Source organism: Sinisalibacter lacisalsi (assembly GCF_014640115.1).
Lineage (GTDB): Bacteria > Pseudomonadota > Alphaproteobacteria > Rhodobacterales > Rhodobacteraceae > Sinisalibacter > Sinisalibacter lacisalsi.
Window position 1 is genome coordinate 1,119,073 of the sequence record NZ_BMGI01000001.1, and the last position, 16,341, is coordinate 1,135,413.

20 protein-coding genes are annotated in these 16,341 nt (G+C 65.4%); 7 read left to right on the forward strand and 13 right to left on the reverse strand.

Annotated elements, in window-relative coordinates; genetic code table 11:
• Nucleotides 1-2: 2 nt before the first annotated feature.
• The 6 genes from IEW01_RS05550 to IEW01_RS05575 all read right to left on the reverse strand — a co-directional run bounded on the left by IEW01_RS05550 (nt 3) and on the right by IEW01_RS05575 (nt 5,397).
• Nucleotides 3-899 carry an ABC transporter permease gene (locus IEW01_RS05550; protein WP_229738085.1) on the reverse strand — a complete coding sequence of 299 codons (897 nt, stop codon included), beginning with the start codon at nt 897-899 and terminating at the stop codon, nt 3-5.
• The gene (locus IEW01_RS05555; RefSeq protein ID WP_188526578.1) at nt 900-1,946 is read right to left on the reverse strand and encodes an ABC transporter permease; all 1,047 of its coding nucleotides are present in this window, start codon (nt 1,944-1,946) and stop codon (nt 900-902) included.
• 89 nt (nt 1,947-2,035) lie between these two features.
• Nucleotides 2,036-4,336, reverse strand: a complete 2,301-nt coding sequence (locus IEW01_RS05560) for a helix-turn-helix domain-containing protein (RefSeq protein WP_188526579.1) — start codon at nt 4,334-4,336, stop codon at nt 2,036-2,038.
• Between the two features lie 40 nt (nt 4,337-4,376).
• The gene (locus IEW01_RS05565) at nt 4,377-4,520 is read right to left on the reverse strand and encodes a hypothetical protein (RefSeq protein ID WP_188526580.1); all 144 of its coding nucleotides are present in this window, start codon (nt 4,518-4,520) and stop codon (nt 4,377-4,379) included.
• 8 nt (nt 4,521-4,528) lie between these two features.
• On the reverse strand, nt 4,529-4,888 hold the full coding sequence (locus IEW01_RS05570) for a hypothetical protein (protein ID WP_188526581.1): 360 nt from the start codon (nt 4,886-4,888) through the stop codon (nt 4,529-4,531).
• Between the two features lie 14 nt (nt 4,889-4,902).
• Nucleotides 4,903-5,397 carry a hypothetical protein gene (locus IEW01_RS05575; protein WP_188526582.1) on the reverse strand — a complete coding sequence of 165 codons (495 nt, stop codon included), beginning with the start codon at nt 5,395-5,397 and terminating at the stop codon, nt 4,903-4,905.
• A gap of 596 nt (nt 5,398-5,993) precedes the next feature.
• Between IEW01_RS05575 and IEW01_RS05580 the strand changes: the two genes are divergently transcribed.
• On the forward strand, nt 5,994-6,605 hold the full coding sequence (locus IEW01_RS05580; RefSeq protein WP_229738086.1) for a YiaD family glycine zipper/OmpA-like lipoprotein: 612 nt from the start codon (nt 5,994-5,996) through the stop codon (nt 6,603-6,605).
• 312 nt (nt 6,606-6,917) lie between these two features.
• Here the strand turns inward: IEW01_RS05580 and IEW01_RS05585 are convergent, their stop codons facing one another.
• Nucleotides 6,918-7,649 carry a Crp/Fnr family transcriptional regulator gene (locus IEW01_RS05585; protein ID WP_188526584.1) on the reverse strand — a complete coding sequence of 244 codons (732 nt, stop codon included), beginning with the start codon at nt 7,647-7,649 and terminating at the stop codon, nt 6,918-6,920.
• A gap of 172 nt (nt 7,650-7,821) precedes the next feature.
• Here IEW01_RS05585 and IEW01_RS05590 point away from each other — a divergent pair, with 172 nt between their 5' ends.
• A complete protein-coding gene (locus tag IEW01_RS05590) occupies nt 7,822-8,055 on the forward strand; it encodes a hypothetical protein (protein WP_188526585.1) in 234 nt (77 codons plus the stop codon).
• 9 nt (nt 8,056-8,064) lie between these two features.
• Here the strand turns inward: IEW01_RS05590 and IEW01_RS05595 are convergent, their stop codons facing one another.
• The 3 genes from IEW01_RS05595 to IEW01_RS05605 form a co-directional block, all read right to left on the reverse strand.
• Nucleotides 8,065-8,220 (reverse strand): DUF3309 domain-containing protein, encoded by a 156-nt coding sequence (locus IEW01_RS05595; protein WP_188526586.1) that lies wholly within the window; start codon nt 8,218-8,220, stop codon nt 8,065-8,067.
• Between the two features lie 79 nt (nt 8,221-8,299).
• Nucleotides 8,300-8,461 carry a hypothetical protein gene (locus IEW01_RS05600; protein WP_188526587.1) on the reverse strand — a complete coding sequence of 54 codons (162 nt, stop codon included), beginning with the start codon at nt 8,459-8,461 and terminating at the stop codon, nt 8,300-8,302.
• 36 nt (nt 8,462-8,497) lie between these two features.
• Nucleotides 8,498-8,671: a CsbD family protein gene (locus IEW01_RS05605; RefSeq protein ID WP_188526588.1), complete on the reverse strand. Its 174-nt coding sequence runs from the start codon at nt 8,669-8,671 to the stop codon at nt 8,498-8,500.
• 249 nt (nt 8,672-8,920) lie between these two features.
• Here IEW01_RS05605 and IEW01_RS05610 point away from each other — a divergent pair, with 249 nt between their 5' ends.
• Nucleotides 8,921-10,207: an AI-2E family transporter gene (locus tag IEW01_RS05610; RefSeq protein ID WP_188526589.1), complete on the forward strand. Its 1,287-nt coding sequence runs from the start codon at nt 8,921-8,923 to the stop codon at nt 10,205-10,207.
• On the opposite strand, the gene IEW01_RS05615 is transcribed toward IEW01_RS05610, so the two are convergent.
• The 3 genes from IEW01_RS05615 to IEW01_RS05625 form a co-directional block, all read right to left on the reverse strand.
• Nucleotides 10,133-10,528: a hypothetical protein gene (locus IEW01_RS05615; protein ID WP_188526590.1), complete on the reverse strand. Its 396-nt coding sequence runs from the start codon at nt 10,526-10,528 to the stop codon at nt 10,133-10,135. The two genes, IEW01_RS05610 and IEW01_RS05615, sit on opposite strands and share 75 nt — an antisense overlap.
• A gap of 5 nt (nt 10,529-10,533) precedes the next feature.
• Nucleotides 10,534-10,803, reverse strand: a complete 270-nt coding sequence (locus IEW01_RS05620) for an ElaB/YgaM/YqjD family protein (protein WP_188526591.1) — start codon at nt 10,801-10,803, stop codon at nt 10,534-10,536.
• Between the two features lie 369 nt (nt 10,804-11,172).
• On the reverse strand, nt 11,173-13,179 hold the full coding sequence (locus IEW01_RS05625) for an OmpA family protein (RefSeq protein WP_188526592.1): 2,007 nt from the start codon (nt 13,177-13,179) through the stop codon (nt 11,173-11,175).
• 381 nt (nt 13,180-13,560) lie between these two features.
• Here IEW01_RS05625 and IEW01_RS05630 point away from each other — a divergent pair, with 381 nt between their 5' ends.
• The 4 genes from IEW01_RS05630 (at nt 13,561) to IEW01_RS05645 (ending at nt 15,730) form a co-directional block, all read left to right on the forward strand.
• Nucleotides 13,561-13,773 carry a DUF3185 family protein gene (locus tag IEW01_RS05630; protein WP_188526593.1) on the forward strand — a complete coding sequence of 71 codons (213 nt, stop codon included), beginning with the start codon at nt 13,561-13,563 and terminating at the stop codon, nt 13,771-13,773.
• Nucleotides 13,774-13,879: 106 nt separating this feature from the next.
• Nucleotides 13,880-14,062 carry a Thivi_2564 family membrane protein gene (locus IEW01_RS05635; protein ID WP_188526594.1) on the forward strand — a complete coding sequence of 61 codons (183 nt, stop codon included), beginning with the start codon at nt 13,880-13,882 and terminating at the stop codon, nt 14,060-14,062.
• Nucleotides 14,063-14,177: 115 nt separating this feature from the next.
• Nucleotides 14,178-14,993, forward strand: coding sequence for a transglutaminase-like domain-containing protein (locus IEW01_RS05640; RefSeq protein ID WP_188526595.1), 816 nt, complete (start codon nt 14,178-14,180; stop codon nt 14,991-14,993).
• Nucleotides 14,994-15,238: 245 nt separating this feature from the next.
• Nucleotides 15,239-15,730 (forward strand): hypothetical protein, encoded by a 492-nt coding sequence (locus IEW01_RS05645; protein ID WP_188526596.1) that lies wholly within the window; start codon nt 15,239-15,241, stop codon nt 15,728-15,730.
• Nucleotides 15,731-16,341: the final 611 nt, after the last annotated feature.

The window sequence follows — 16,341 nt, forward strand, 5'->3', positions numbered from 1 at the left end:
GCCTAGACCTCCACGTCGAACATGTCGCGCAGCCCGTCTCCGAGCAGGTTGAAGCCCAGGGTGGCGTAGAAGATGCCGAGCGCCGGGAAGAACACGCCCCACCACATCTCGGGCAGGAACTGGCGGCCGTCGGCCACCATCGAGCCGAGGTCGGGCGTGGGCGGGCGCACCCCGAGGCCGAGGAAGGAGAGCGTGGCGCCGAATAGGATGACGAAGGCGGCATCGAGCGTGGTTTTCACCGAGATCACGGCGATGCAATTGGGCAGGATTTCCCGGGTGAGAACATGCCAGTGCGAGGCCCCCGCCAGCCGCGCCGCCTCGACGAAATCCTCCGCCGCCACCGACTTGGCCACCCGGTAGACGAGGCGGGCGTGCCAGGTCCACCACAGCAGCGCGATCGCGATCATGGCGTTGACCAGCGTGGGGGTCAGGATACTGCCCACCGCGAGCGCGATCACCAGCGGCGGGATCGCGAGCATCACGTTGGTGAAGCCGGTGATCAGCAATTCGGTGCGGCCGCCGAAATAGCCTGCCGCAAGCCCGAGCGCGGCGCCCACCGGCACGGCGATTCCGAGCACGCCGATGACGAGCAGGAGCGAGACGCGGAAGCCGAAGATCACCCGGCTGAAAATGTCGCGTCCGACCTTGTCGGTGCCGGCGAAATTCTCGGCGGAAGGGGCGGCGTGGCGGTTGGCGAAATCGATCGTGTTTCCCGCGGCCTCGGGGTAGGGGGCGATCAGCGGGGCGAAAATCGCCGCGAGGATCACCGAGATCACCATGAAGCCGCCGATCAGCGCGGCAGGGTTGGAGCGAAAGCGCATCCAGGCCATCCGGCGGGCCGACAGGATGACGGGGGTCTCTTCCTCCACGGCGCGCATCGTGTCGTCGGGGCTCGGCATTCAGCGGCCCTCCTTCAGGCGCAGGCGCGGGTCGATCACCCCGATCAGGATGTCGATCGCGAGGTTGGCCAGAACGAAGAAGATGCCCGAGACCATCACCACCGCCATCACCGCGTTGAGATCGTTCTGCATGATCGATTCCAGCCCGTGCGAGGCGAAGCCGCCCCATGCGAAAACCATTTCCACCACGAAGGCGTTGCCGATCAGGGAGGCGAATTCGAGCCCCATGATGGTGAGCGGCGCGATCGAGGAGAGCTTGAGCAGGTAGCGGAACGTCACAACCCGGTCGGGCACGCCGAAGCTGCGCAGCGTCTGCACATGGTCGCGCCGGAGGTTCTCGATCATCGCCGAGCGGGTCAGCCGCATGATCTGGCCGATGCCCGAAAGCGCCAGCGCGAAAGCGGGGAAGGCGAGGTGCTGCAGGGCGCTGCGCACCACGTCGAGCCGCCCGGCCAGGAGCCCGTCGATCAGCAGAAGGCCGGTCGGACCGCCGGGGAGCTCAATGCCGCGGTCGATCCGCCCGAGAAGCGGCCAGTCGCTGAGGTAGAAGGCGGCGAAGAGTTGCAGAAGGATCGCCACGAGAAAGGCGGGCATGGTGACGCCGACCATCGAGATCAGGCGCAGGAGCGTATCGACCCAGCCGTTTCGGTAGCGCGCCGCAAGCACACCGAGCGGCACGCCGAGAACCATCATCAGCAGCAGGGTGACGAGCACCAGTTCGAGCGTGGCCGGCAGAAGCCGCAGGATCTGTTCGGTCACCGGCCGGCCCGAAATCAGCGATACGCCGAAATCACCGCGCACGGCGCCGGACAGGAAGCGGAAATATTGCGTCGGCAGGGGATCGTTGAGCCCCATCTGTTCGCGCATCGCCTCGACCTGCTCGGCGCTGGCCGACGGTCCCATCGCCATGCGGGCTGGATCGCCGGGCACGACGCGGGCGAGCGCGAAGATCATCAGCGACAGCACGAGCAGGATCACGGCGAAGCCGAGGATCCGTCTGAGCAGAAATTCAATGAAGCCCGATGCCACGAAGAAGACCTTTCCCATTCGACAGCGGCGAGGCTAACAGCGCGCCAAGCGAACGAGCCAGCGGTTTTGGGGATAGTTTTCGTGGCAATGAGGATAGGTTTTTTGCGCTATCCCTCGACCAACCCGGTTTGGCGCGCCACGGCAACCGCGGCCCTGCGGTCCGACACCTCGAGCTTGGTGAACAGGTTCTTGAGGTGGAATTTCACCGTGGGCAGGCTCACCCCGAGATGATGGGCGATCTCCTTGTTCGAACAGCCCTCGACCACGAGGTGGAGCGCCCGCGTTTCCTGCCGCGAAAGCCCGCGCGCCCGCGCCGCGCCGGCGCGGTAGGCCGTCCGCAGGTTGCGCGGCACCGGCGCGCGGCGCATCGGGCCGCCGGCCATGCGCGGATCGTCGAGCAGGTCGATCACGAGCGGGCGCTCCTCGATGACCGGGGCGTAGCATTGCCGCGCGCTGCAGGTTTCGAGCGCCTCGGCAAGCATCCGGCGGGCCGCGTCGACGCGGCCCTGGCGCCGCTCCGCCCAGGCCTGCCAGATCAGCACGCTGCGCGCCTGGCGCCAGGTGAGGTTCGGATTCTGCGCCATGCTGGCGAGGCGCTGGGCCAGCACCCGGTCGCGCGGACGCTCGAAGGTGTGTTGCCTCAGCCAGATCAACGCCTGCACGATATCCTCGGTGTCGCGCAGGTGGGTGAGGTTTTCACCCGCGCTGTCCATCCAGACGCGGCCGATCCGGCTTGCCAGCGCCTCGAGCTTGCTCCGCGCCTCGGCGTGGCGGTGAACGGTTTGCAGCAGGATGATCTCGCGTTGCTCCACCAGCAGGCGGAACCGGCGCGTTCGCCACATCTGCACCCGCCAGCCTTCGAGATAAGCCATCGCCGCGTCGATCCCGCGCAACTGGAGCAGCGCCTCGGAGCCGAAGGCGAGCGCCTGCGCGGCGATGGTGGGCCACAGTTCGCCAAAGGCGAAGTGCTCCAGGGCGTGCGCGGCGAAATCGGCCATCGGCTCAGGGTCGCCGCGCTCGTAGGTGACGTGGGCACGCAGGAGGCGGAGGAACTGGTCATCCTGCGGCGTGTCGAACGGGGTGGCGGCGAGATCGAGGGCGGCGCGGTCGAGATGCGGCTGGGCTTTCGGCGCGGCCCCCGAGACGAGCTGCATGAGGGCGAGGTGAACGTGGATGTAGAAGGCGAGGTAGGGCGCGTTGCCCTTGCGGTAATGCATCAGCGCCCGTGCCGCCGTGGCCTCGACCTCGCCGCCGAGGCCACGGCGGATCTGGTCGTCGAGGGCGATGTTGTAGATCGCACCGCGCAACAGGTGCGCGTCGGGAGGCAATTCGGCCAGCAGCGCCCCGTATTCCTGCATCATCTCCTCGCCCATGCGCCGATCGTCGTAGATCCCCATCAGCAGCCGGGTGACCCGAAGCTCCGCGTCTCCGGCGGTGTCGCGGTTGGCCAGTGCCAGGTCGAGCACCCGCCGCGCATAGCCCACCTGTCCGGTCTTCATCGTCGTCATCACCCGGAGCGCGACCACGCCCGGGTCGACCTCGTCGGGCCCGAACGCCGCGAGCACGTCATGCGCCGCCTGGGCGCCGTGCAGGTGGCCGAACATCACCCCGCCACTCGATTTCAGAAGGTCGAGCGCCGCCTTGCGCCGCCCCGCCCGCAGCAGCGAGCGGATCGCGTGATCGGGCTGGCCGGAGCGAAACAGAACTTCCGCCGTGCCGGGTGAAAGGGGTTCGGCCGCCAGCATGTCGCCGAGCATCTTCACCGCCACGCAGCTGCGGTTCAGCGACCAGACCCGCCGGGCGTCGACCTTCAGGAGCGGCGCCAGCCAGTGCAGCGCGTCACGCTGCCGATCGTCCAGCCGGTCTTCGGCAACGCCGTGACGGCTGAGGGCGAGGGCCTGCATCAGTTCGATGTGATCGGGTTCGAGCCGGGGCAGCACGACGTCGGCGAGAAAGGCCCGGATCGTGGCGTCATCGTCGGGAGACCGCGCCCGGTGCATGGCGATGGCAGGCCAGCCGGAGGCAACTCCATCGGCCTCGGGGAGGAAAAGGTCGGCATTGCCGATCACCTCGAGGCGGCCATAGAGCGCGTGGCGGGCATGATCGACGATGCTGGCCGGCCTGGCGGCGACGACCCAGAGCGCCTCCGTCGTTTCGGGCAGAACGATGGTTCGCCCCGGGTCCAGATCGACAAGCACCGGGCCGGGGCCCTGCGTCGGTTCGGGTGGCGCGCCGCGATGGACCGGGGCGCCGGTCATCTCCGCTATTCGCCGCAAGAGCCGGGACTTGCCCGCACCGGGCAGGGCATAAACAAGCCAAATGCCGGGCCCGCGCGCGACAAGCCGTGCGGCGAGGCTGTGCTGGAGGGCATCGAGACCGGCCGCCGGATCAGGGAGAATGGTGTTCATCGCGCCGAAACTGCCACGTTCCCGCGCCAAGGAGAAGCCGCTAGACGGCAGCGCGGACAAGATCGCCGAGCTGCATGGCGGGTGTTGCCGATGCCGTCCGCAACGCGATGACCGGATTGAAACCGAAGGTGCTGTTGTGCGTGGCGCCGCCGCCGATGAATTCGGACGGCATCGAACCGGTCACCGGCAAGCCTATGAGAAGGGGTCGCGGAGGAGCGCGAGCGCATTGCCCGCGACATCCATGGCAATATCGGTTTGCAATTGATGGGCGCGCTCCACAGCCGGGGGATCGCCCGCAAGGACATGATGATCCGCGAAACGCTGACCGACCTGCGCGACATCATCAACAACGCCTCGCACCCCGAACTTTGGCTGGACGAAATGCTGGCCGACCTGCGCTCGCAGATTTCCGAACACCTGTGCGCCGCCGGTGTGACGATGGCATGGAAGGTGGAAAACGCCGGGCCCGCCGTCTTGCCGCTCAGCGCCGCGCATAGCGTGCGCTCGGTTGTTCGCGAGGCCGTCCAGAATGCCCTGAAACACGGCCAGCACCGCGTTCCTTTCGCCTATGCGCTACCTTCTTCGGTGGATTGCGAGAAAACCCGCCGCGCGATCCATGTGCCGACGGCACCGGCCAGCAGATGCGCGATGAACAGCGCGCCGATCCATTGCGCCCGCCCTTCGGGAGGCACCACCGTCACCGCCGCGATCGAGACCAGCAGCCAGAGCACCAGGGCGGCCGCAAGGGCGGTGTGCCACGAGTTCTCACCCCTCCGGCTGTCGCGACGGGCAACCGCGAGACCAACGGCCAGGGCCGAGACGATCCCGAAGGCATAGGCGATGACCAACGCGATGATGGTGCCCACCACCATGCCGCCGATGATCAGGCGCCCGATGCCTGCGTATTCGCCCCTCGTCACCTGCTCGCCGAGCAGGGCTATGCACTGGCCCAGCTGGTCGTCGCCACCCTGTACTTGCGCGGCGAGGGCGTGCCGCAGGATGATGTTCAGGCTTGCGAGTGGGTGTGCCGCGCCGCCGCTTTGGGTTTGCCGCAGGCGCAAGAGATGGCCAATAGCGAGAACCTCGGTTGTTGAAGCCTGACATTATGCCGGATCGCGCGCCGCGCACCAAATGCCGCGTTATCTTCCGCCAGTTTCGGCGCGACAGGCTTCGTGGACTTCGCGCATCATCCGGATAGATCGAGCACACTGGCTGCCGGGATCGGGAACCTTGGCCTCAATTTCGCGTTTCACGATGCGGCAAGCCAGCTTTCCGTGCTGAGCCAATGCGCAAACGCTCTTGCCCTCAAGCCATGACAGCCGCGCGACGGCGAAGGGCGGAGCGAAGCGCCCCGACCCCGCCATCCCGGTTCGACGGCCTGGTCGGTGGAGAAATGGTGCCGGCCATTGCAGCCGTGTCCGCTGTCGACGGTCTTGCGGCTGCGATGCATCTCGCGACGACCTGGCTCTTGGAATCCGGACCTGGCACCGCCCACAGCGTGTTATTCGCGAATCGCCTAACCCAGATCAGCCTGCCTGACCCGGTTCAATGCCATTCTCGCGCTCGTTGGGAGAAACCGCTTGGCAGATGCCTTTCGGGTTGCTCCCGTGAAAGGATATGGAAGATGGGCAGACATGGAAAAACACTCGCAGTTGTCGTGACCGCTGCAACACTCGCGCTCGTTGGCTGTACGAACACCGACGGCACCGCCAACCAGACCGCAACCGGTGCCGTGATCGGTGGGGTGACCGGGGCGGTGGCCGGGCAGGCCATCGGTGGAAGCGCCCAGGCGACCGTGATCGGTGGCGCCATCGGCGCAGCCGTCGGAGGCGCGATCGGTGCGAATTTGGCGACCCAGGAAAGCGAACTGCGCCAATCGCTGGCCGGGACAGGTGCCATTGTCACCAATACCGGGTCGCAACTCTACGTGGTCCTGCCCGAGACGGTGACGTTCCGCACCGCGTCGGCAGTCGTCGACCCGGGATTCCGCCCGGCATTGAGGGCGGTCTCGGCGAGCCTCCAGCGCCACCCCAATTCCACGGTTCGCGTCATCGGCCATACCGATAACATCGGGTCGGCCACCTACAACAACCAGCTGAGCGAGGATCGCGCAATGGCGGTTGCCCGCGAGCTTGTGGCCGCGGGAACGCGCTCGACACGCATCACGGTGACCGGGCGTGGCTATTACGAGCCGATCGCATCCAACGCATCCGCCGCGGGACGTGCCGAGAACCGCAGGGTCGAGATCGTGATCACCCCGACCAACTGAGCGCGGGACTGAAGCACCGAAGTGGGACGGGCCGGGGAAACCCGCGCCCGTCCCGGTCATTTCACGATGCCGCGAAAGCCGCGCGAAGATGCCAAGGCACCAACCTGGATCAGTCCCGGCCCCGGTGTATGACGATAAGGTTTTCACGACGGCGCCAAATTCCGCCGTCAATTGTTTGTTCCCAGTAATGGCGAAGCTTCCCCGCCCGGTAAACGGAAGTCTTTCCGAACCGGCGGGGCGGCTTCGTCAATTCAACCGGCCCGCCGGCACGCCAGGCGGAGGCCCCGGCGCAGGTTCCTGCGCGATGGAAATTCAGCGCAGAATTGGGCCGTCCTGATCGAGGTAGGTCGTGTCGAAATCCGCGATGTCGCGAAGGCGGGGGAAATCGTCGAAAACGACGCGTCCTTTCTGGAACGTCACCAAGCCATCTTCACGCAGTTTGCGCAGCACGCGGTTCACATGCACGGCGCTCAACCCGAGCGTATCGGCGAGGTGATACTGCGTCAGCGGACAGTCGAACCCTGTCTGGTCGCCCAGCCCCACGAGTTGCAGCCGCGCGCCAAGCTCGAGCAGGAAATGCGCCATGCGCTGTTCCGCCGTACGGCGGCCGAGGTTGACCAGGTGCTCCACCACCATCGCCTCGTCCCGCGAGGCCGCCCAGAGAACGGCGGTCGCAAGCCGCGGCGCGTGGGAGAAGGCATCGAGGATGTCATGTGCGAGCACTTCGGATGCTTCGATGCGCGTTATGGCCTCGATGGTGTGATCGGATGTGCGGAACAGAACGCTCCGCAGCCCGAGGAAATCGCCCGGGATCTGGATATCGACGATCTGCCGTTCGCCATCGGGAAGCATCTTGTAGGAACAGGCCCAGCCCGTGGACAGGATGAAGGCCGAGGCCTTCGTCTGGCCTTCGTGGATCAATTCGTGCCCGGCCTGAAAGGTTCTGCTCCGCCGGTCAAAGCGCGACAGCGTCGCAAGGTCGGACTCCGACAAGGCGACGAAAGCGGAGAGCTTTCGGGTCAGTGGGCTTTGCAGGTTCAACATTCGGGTTTCCATGCGGGGTAGGCGGCAATCCATTCATTGACTGCAGATGGCCGAAAAGTGGCGCCTCGGGCTGCTCTGCATCAGTCGATGATAACAGAAAATGGGTATAGTCGTGAAATCTTCTGGCCAAACGAGGCTGTTCCCTTGCCCTTAGCTTGAAAGCGAAGCGCTCATGTCCATTCCCAACGATGTTTCCGGAACCGCCGCGCTGGCGATCTGCGAGTCGCTGCTGCTTGCGCTGAACGATCACAACATCCTGCCGGAGAAAGAAATCGTCGGGATTCTCGAAGACGCCGCCGCGGCGCACGAACTTGCGCCCTCGGGCGATCGCGATGCGTTGCACAGGGCAGTGGCCACGCTGATCAACGGTATCCTGGCTGGCGGCAACTCCGTGCGCCGGCGCTGAGCGCAGCGGTCACAGACGGCCCGTGACGACCAGCGCGATCAGGATCAGCACGATGAGACCGAGCGTGCCGCTGGGGCCGTAGCCCAAAGACCGGCTGTGGCCCCAGATCGGAAGAACGCCAAGCATCGTCACGACAAGCACTGCGATGAGAATGGTGCCAAGCATGGCGGCCTTTCGTTCACTCGAATTGAAAAACGGCCCCGCCGCGAGAGGGACACCGCGGCGGGGCCGTCCGGCAATGGGCTCATCCCTTGTGAGGAAGAGCCTTTCCCTTGCCGAACGCCTTCTGAAATGCCGCGTCGGTCTGGTTCGTTTTGCCTTCGGACTCGCGGGATTTGTATTCGCTCAATTTCTTGGAACTTTTCGGGGTTCCGGCCCCCGCCTTCTTCTTCTTGTTCTTTTCCATTGCTGCGCCCTTCCTTTCGTTTCGCCGTTCCCGGCATCAGCTCTTGCGAAGAGCATCCTTTGCCTTGCCGAATGCGGTCTGGAGCGCCCCTTCGGCCTTCTCGATCTTGCCTTCGGCTTCGAGCGACGAGTCGTCCGATGCCTTGCCGATGCTTTCCTTGATGGCACCCTTGGCTTTCTTGACGGTTCCCTTGATGCGGTCCTTGTCCATGGTCCGGTATCCTGTCTGGGGCTGTGTCGCAGCCGGTTGGAGGCTGCAGAATCGGCCTGACTCCGGCCGACCATGGAAAACATCTTCGCCGGTCGCGGCCCCGACGGCGCTAACCTGCATCAGCGATTCCGTCAGCGGCATCAGATAGACCGGGGTCTGCCGGGTGCATTGGCCCGATCGGCCATGTCCTCGGTATCGCGCGGTGCAGGCTGAGCGGCGCTACGCTCCACCGCCGTTCCGGCAGGCCGCATGATCCGCTCGTTGACGGTTTCAGAAAGGTTGGCGCGTCTCATGTCTGTTGAGAGACCCAAATCCGCATCATCGACACCGCCGCACCGGGCCACGCCGCCCGGCTGGTTCTCGATGCTCGATCGCGGCGCGCTCCAGACGCTGCTGCTGGGCATCGTTGCCGGTGCGGTCATGCTCGCGGCGCTGAACGCATCCAGCCTGATCGCGATACCCGCGGTGCTGGCCCTGCTCTGCGCCATTGCCCTCGCGCCCACCGTGCGATGGCTGGAGCGCACCGGAGCCCCCGCATCGCTCTGCGCCGGCCTGGTTGTCGGCGGTCTGCTCGTCGGTGTGGCGTTCACCGCGTATTCGCTTGCGCCCTCTGCCGAGGCCCTGAGCGACCGCGCGCCGCAGATCCTGCGCGATGTGGAAGGGCGGGCCCGCCAGATCCTCTCCGAGCTTTCACCGTCGCCAGTAGACGGCTCCGCAACCACGCCTTCGACAGAGCCAGAGAACGCTTTGCCGACAGCAGAAACCGCCCAGCAAGCGCCGGGCAAGGTCGATGACGCCGACGACACCGCGGATGACGATGCCGTCGACAAGCTGGTGGAGGGCGGCCAGAATATGCTCACCGACCTGGCGATCAGTGCGCCAGGCGTTGCCCTGGGGGCGGTTTTCTGGGCCATGCTGACCTTCTACATGCTGCGCGACAGGGTGATGCTGGCCCGCTGGGGCATGTCGATGGTCCCGGGATCTTCAGCGCGGCGGGCGGTCGGTCGGGCCATGCGCGACGTGCGCACGGACGTTGCGCGCTACCTGCTGGCGATCACCGCCGTGAATCTGGGGCTCGGGGTCTGCGTTGCCATTGCGTTCCAGCTGCTTGGCGTGGCGAACGCCCCGCTCTGGGGTGTCGCGGCGTCGCTCCTGAACTTCATGCCCTTCATCGGCATGGCGATCCTGGCGCTGGTTACGCTTGGTGTAGGGATCGCCTCATTCGATGACCCGATCGTCGCCTTTGCGCCTTTCGCCGTTGTCGTTGCGCTGAACACGATCGAAGGCCACATCGTCACACCGACGGTCGTCGGCGCGCGCATCCGCATCGCCCCGATCGCCGTCTTCGTGACGATCGCCTTCGGGGCGTGGCTCTGGGGGGCTGCCGGCGCGCTCGTCGCGACGCCGGCCCTGATCGTGGTGGTGGCCTTCGTTCGGCGGCTCAACGCCGCCGTGCACCCGTCACTCCCGCCGCGCCAGCAGGAAGGCCGCGAGGAACGCGGCCAACGGGGCAAGCGGGGCCAGTGGCCGGGCTGAACGGGTGAGCGCGGACACCAAGGCGATGTCGGCGGCGGCGCGGTTTCGCGCCGCGGCGATCTTCGCTGCCTTGCGGGCTGCAAGAGTCCGCCCGACAAGGAACACCGCCACGGCAAGCACCGCGAAGAACGCGGCAAGCACAAGCGCCGCGGTCTGAAAGCCGAACGCGGCGGTGAGCGCGGCGAACGCCGCCGCGACAAGAAAGGCCACGGCCACCACCGCGAGCGCCAATGTGGCGACCGCTGTCGCGACCCGCCCCGCCGCATCGCCAAGATGCGCGGCGAGGAGATCGCGAAGCGGAGCGAAAAGCGGCAGTGCCATCAATATCAGCCTTTCCGCGCCATCAGGCCGAGCAGAAGCCCGACACCTGCGGCAATTCCGACAGCGGTCAGCGGATGCGCGATCACCGCGTTGGTGGCCGTTGCCTGTGCGTCGCGACGGGTCTGGCTGATCTGCTGCCCGGCCACGTCGATTCCTTCGGACATGTCGTTCCTGACCGTCTTGGCGAGCTTCACAAGATCTGCCCGCAGATCCTCGATCTGCTGGCTGAGATCGTCGGCAGCGTCTTTCGTGGTCGATTTCACGGTGGCGTTCATCTTGTTTCTCCAGAGAATGGTCCGTCACCCCGGATCGTGCCGGGGCTCACATCGACCCTCGCCAATCTCGATCGACTGGCGCTGGCCGTCACGTATAAGGTTGCCGCTCGGCGGATGGCCGTGGGCGCCATGCTCAACGCAGGCCGAAGAAGCCCAGAATTAACAGCACGATCACGACGAGTCCGACGATGTAGATGATCCGGTTCATAGTTTCCCCCTTTTCTGGATGGTCGGCATATGGCCGTCCACCGGTTCAAGACTAGCGATTTTCAGGCTAATCGCCACAACATGGATCAGCATCCGGGCGTTCCGCGACAGGCGTGAAAGACGCGCGCTGCCGCGAAAAGCCCGGAGCCGGTCCGGTTGGGTTTACCGCACCAGCGGCGTGATCCGGCGCACGGAAACACGACGGTTGAGACGTTCGGCCTCCAAGGTCGGGATCCTCAGGAAGCTTTCGCCATAGCCTTGCACGATCATGTTCTCCGTCGGCACCCGGAAATACTCGCTCAGCGCGAGCGCAACGGACTCGGCCCGCCGATCCGACAGCAGGAGGTTGTAGCCCGCGTCGCCGACCGCGTCGGTGTGGCCCTCGATGAGGAACAACTCGGTCGGATCGTCGCGGATGAGTTCACGCATCAGCTGGCCCATCTGCTGAAGCTGCTCGGCCTGCGAAGGCTGGACGGCGGCGGAGTTCGTGGCAAAGGTGATTGCCTCGAGGTTGATCTCGGGCGCCAGCTCGCGCACTTCGACAATATCCCGCACCTGGCGCAGGCTGAAACTGCGCCCGAAGTCGCGCTGATCGGCTGCCAACAGCGCCAGTCGCAGGCTTTCGCGATCGTTCGCCGCGCGGTAATCGTAGTCGTCGTAATTCGGCTCGGGCAGGTTGCGCACGACCACGGGTTCGAAGCTCCGGGTGTCGTCGATCAACAGGTATTCGGTCCCGTCCGGTTCGATGCGGATACGGCGCAGTGCACGACCGGTAGAATCGCGAATGGTGATGATCCGCGTGCCATCGTCACGGGTGACGGTGGTGCGGGTCGAGCCATCAGTGAAGCGTTCGGTGCGCACTTCCGAGCCCGGCTGGCGCAGAAGCGCGTCGTCGTCCTTGAGCACCCGGTAGGTTCCGTCATCTTCGAGCACGACGACCCGATCACCGGTGTTGGCTTCCACCCTTTGGCCATTGGCCAGGATCGCGCCGACGGCTACCGCGCCGAGCACGAACAGGCCGGCCTTCTGGAGATCGGTCATTCCGCTGTCGCGTTGTTCCATCACCGTCGCGTCGGCGTCGGCTTCAGTTGATGCCTCGGCGTCGGCGTCCGCAGTCGTTTCACTGAACTCCTCGCTGCTGGAGCGGTAGGTGCGTTCGGTGACGGTCTCGGTGGTCACTTCGGTTTCCGCTTCGGCCTCGGCACCAGTCTCGGCCCCGATCGCGGCGATGTCCTCACCGGTCAGCTCGTCTACGCAGCGGATGGTTCCGTCGGGATCGACCACTTCGGCGAGGCAATCTTCGGCGTCGGATGCGGGGCGAGGCGGCGCCGGTGTTTCGGCGGCGGTCTTGTCCTCTTGCTCGGCCTCCTCGGTGGTGTCGGCTTCTGCTTCAACTTCTGCTTCAGGGGCGGCTTTCGCGGCCTCTTCGGCTTCGGCGGCGGCCTGCGCGGCGGCATCGGCCTCGAACTCGGCTTGCGCCTCGGCATCGGCCTGAGCCTCCGCTTCGGCTTGTGCCTCCGCCTCGGCTTCCGCTTCCGCCTCGGCTTCCGCCTCCGCTTCGGCTTGCGCGGCGGCTTCCGCTTCAGCCTCGGCTTGCGCCTCCGCTTCGGCTTCAGCCTCGGCTTGCGCCTCCGCCTCAGCTTGTGCGTTGGCATCGGCGTCGCCTGCTGCTTCTGCTTCGGCGTCTTCCACCGCTTGCGCTTCCGCTTCCGACGCGGCCTGGGCCGCGGCCGCGGCTTCGGCCTTGAGCCGTGCGACGGTGTCGGCCGCCGTCGCCGCCTTCACTTCGGCTTCGGCCGCGACCCGCGCCAATTCCGCGGCCTCGGCTTCGGCCTCGGCTTTTGCCGCGTCATCGGCCTCGGTCGCAGCTTGCGCAGCGGCATCGGCGTCGCTCGCGGCTTGTGCGGCGGCTTCAGACGCCGCCCGCGCTTCCGCCTCGGCGGCGGCCAGGAGTTCCTCGATGTGGCGTTCGCAGGCGAGCGCGTCGAGGATCATGGCCTCGGCGCAGATTTCCTCGAATGAGCGGGGGTCGGATGTATCAAGCCGGATTCCCTCTCCTGTGATCGTGCCCTCCCCGGCGATGGTGGATTGCGTTATCGCGGGAAGCGGCTGCAAGAGCGAGAGCGCGGCAAAGATTGCAGTTGTTGTCTTCAGAGATTTCGAACTCATTTCGTCACCTTTTCTAGGTTAACGCGGTTCGCCCGGCATCCCCCAGTCTCGATCACACAGGGGAGGGGCAACCGCTGAACCAAAACCGGCGCTTCGATGAGTCCTGATATTAACAGAATTTGCGCGACGGGTCTTGGATTCTCCATGATCAAAATAGGCGGAGATGATATTCTCGAGACTGATCCAGGTTTGCCTCCCGCATTTTTGCCGGGAGCGGGAAAGGGGCCGGGTGCCATTCGGGGCGCACTGATCCAGGTAAGTGCGTCGGGCCGGGGACCGATTATGGTCAAACTCGCCTTTCGCGAACGGTGTCTGGTCAGGGCCTTGGATGGCTCCGGCCAGTGCAGGACCGACAGGCCACAACCGAATGGAAAATGAAACATGACCCAGACAAATACCCTCGGCTTCGTCGCCTTGGCGGTCGGCGTCGCGCTGCTCTTTTTCGGCTGGCAGTCATCGAATGCGCCGGTCGATCAGATGTCGGAGGCGCTGACCGGTCGCTTTACCGGTACCACGATGTGGTATATAATCGGGGGATTGATCGGCGTCGTCACAGGTGCCGCGCTGCTGTTGCGGGGCTACTCCCGCAGGTGATCTCCTGTCGACCACGCTTCTTGCACGTTTGGACACGGTCCGGGCGCTTTCACGATATATGGGCCGGCTTCGGTCCGACTGAACTCTTCATCCAGGGAACACTTACATGTCACTCATCAATCTGATCATCACACTGGTCGTCGTTGGCGTCGGTCTCTGGGCGATCAACACCTATATCCCGATGGATCGAAAGATTAAGTCGATCCTGAACGTGGTCGTCGTGATCCTCGTCGTCCTCTGGCTGTTGCGTGGCTTCGGGGTGCTGAACTCGCTCAACATCGGGATGTGACGCGATCGGGCACTCGGTGTTGTCGTGCAGCGGGAATGGTGTTTGTTGCCGCTGAAGCGGCGTCATTGTCGCGCCACGGGCGAATGCGCATCGAGGCAGCGGAAGGGAATTTGACATGCGCGTAAGCATCGGGTGCCGCTTTCAATTCAACTTCCCCCAGCCCACGCCGTTGATCGCGATGCTCAACGTGCACTACTCGCGCTTCGGCGATCTGGAGCGGGCCGACTACCTCGTGACCTCGCCCAGCGTGGCGCTCGAAAGCTACCGCGACGGTTTCGGAAACTGGTGCACGCGGATGGTGGCGCCTGCTGGCGACTTCACGATCTCGTCTGATGGCGTGTTCCGGGATGGGGGCGAACCGGATCCCGTTTCGCCCGGTGCGGCTCAGCACGAGGTGCAGGACCTGCCGTTCGAGACACTCGTCTTTCTCCTCGGCAGCCGCTACTGCGACACGGATCTGCTTTCGGACGAGGCGTGGCGACTGTTCGAGAAAACCGAGCCGGGATGGGCGCGGGTGCAGGCGATTTGCGATTTCGTCCACGACAGCGTGACCTTTGACTACATGAAGGCGAGCGCCACGCGCACCGCGTCCCAAACCCTCGCCGAGCGGCATGGCGTCTGCCGCGACTTCGCACATCTGGCGATCACGTTCTGCCGCTGCGTGAACATCCCGGCCCGCTACTGCACCGGCTATCTCAGCGATATCGGCGAACCGGAACCCCATCCGCCCGGCGATTTCGCGGCCTGGATCGAGGTGTTCCTCGACAACCGATGGTGGGTCTTCGATCCGCGCAACAACACGCGGCGAACCGCCAGGATCCTCGTTGCGCGTGGACGGGACGCGGCGGATGTTCCGCTGACGCAAACCTTCGGCCCAGCCACCTTGACGGATTTCCGGGTCTGGACCGTCGAGGCGGAAGAAGACCCTTAGGGCGCAGCGCCCGAGGGTCGTATTCGATCGCCCGGACCCCCATATCAATAAGGTACAGGCCGGGTCATCCGTCCTTTTGCGGCGATCGGTTGAGGCATCTCGCCTTCCGATCATGTGACGCGGGCCCGTACGGCTCCGGTGTGTGAAGCCATCACGCCCGGCGCCGACTTTCATTCACGGCGAAGACTGCATCCGTTGCGCTCCGCGTATCGGGCGGCTCGCTCTTGCCCCGGGGGGATCACGAATTGACATCCACAATCAAGACAAGGGCCATCTTTGCCCAGTCTTTCGAACTCGCAGGCTTCGACGAGACGCTCCCCGCCGGGGAGTACGAGATCGAGACCGACCTTCTGGAGCTCCCCGACCGGATCGAGCCGGGCGACTGGACCTCGTCGGTTCGCGTGCGCCTTCACCCAAGGGCTTCGCACCCCGGCCTGGCCCGGACACTGACCGTTCCCCTCGCCGATCTGGAACAGGCGGTTGCCAGAGACAAGCTGACTGGAAAGACGCTCACGGATTTCTTCCTCGAGGAGATGCTGGCCGATCCGATGATCCGCCTCTTCATGCGCGCCGATGGCGTCGACGAGGCCGAGATCCGCGAGCTCTACGTGGGCCGGACCGGCAAGCAGACCGGCGTTGACGACAGGACGACCGGGCAAGGGGAAACGACGTCCGGCGGTCGAGCCCCTGCGCGAACACCCGCCCCGCCGGTTTCGCGCCCGGAGATCGGCGAATGAGCGATGCGGGAAAGCGAGCCCCCGAAGGCCCGGCCCGCCCGACCAAACCCAAGGAGTGAAAATGATGACAGATAGCGCGGAGACGTTTCAGACGGTCGTAAAGGCGCAAGGCGATGTTGCGGCAGAACGCAGTTGCCTGCGTTGCAGGACGGTGTTTCGCAGCGAAGGGTTCGGCGAGCGCATATGCCCGCGGTGCAAGAGCACGACGTCGTGGCGCTCGGCGATTCCCGAGGGAAACGGGCAATCCCGCCGGCGCTCTTCCGGCCGATCGTCCTGACCGACCGGGGACAAATCGCGAGTGACCTGGTGCCGGCACGCACGAACCGGTGCGTTGCCCCGATCCGCTTGATCGTGAGAGAAAAACGCCGGGTCTTCGCTCATACGAGAGGTTGGCGCCAGAAGCCCGGTGCGCCCGTGGCAGGCCCATAACCGCGAAGAACTGCGCGGCATCCGGCCACGGTTCATGCCGACGTAGAGTGCTTGGTGGCGGCGCGCCGTTCTCCGCCAGTGGCGCGATGCGGACGCCCGGTTCGGTCTTGCTGCGCTTTTGGCCGGTTCATCGTGCGTGGTGAAGTTGGGGCAGGGGGCACGTCAACGGCCAATCATCCTGC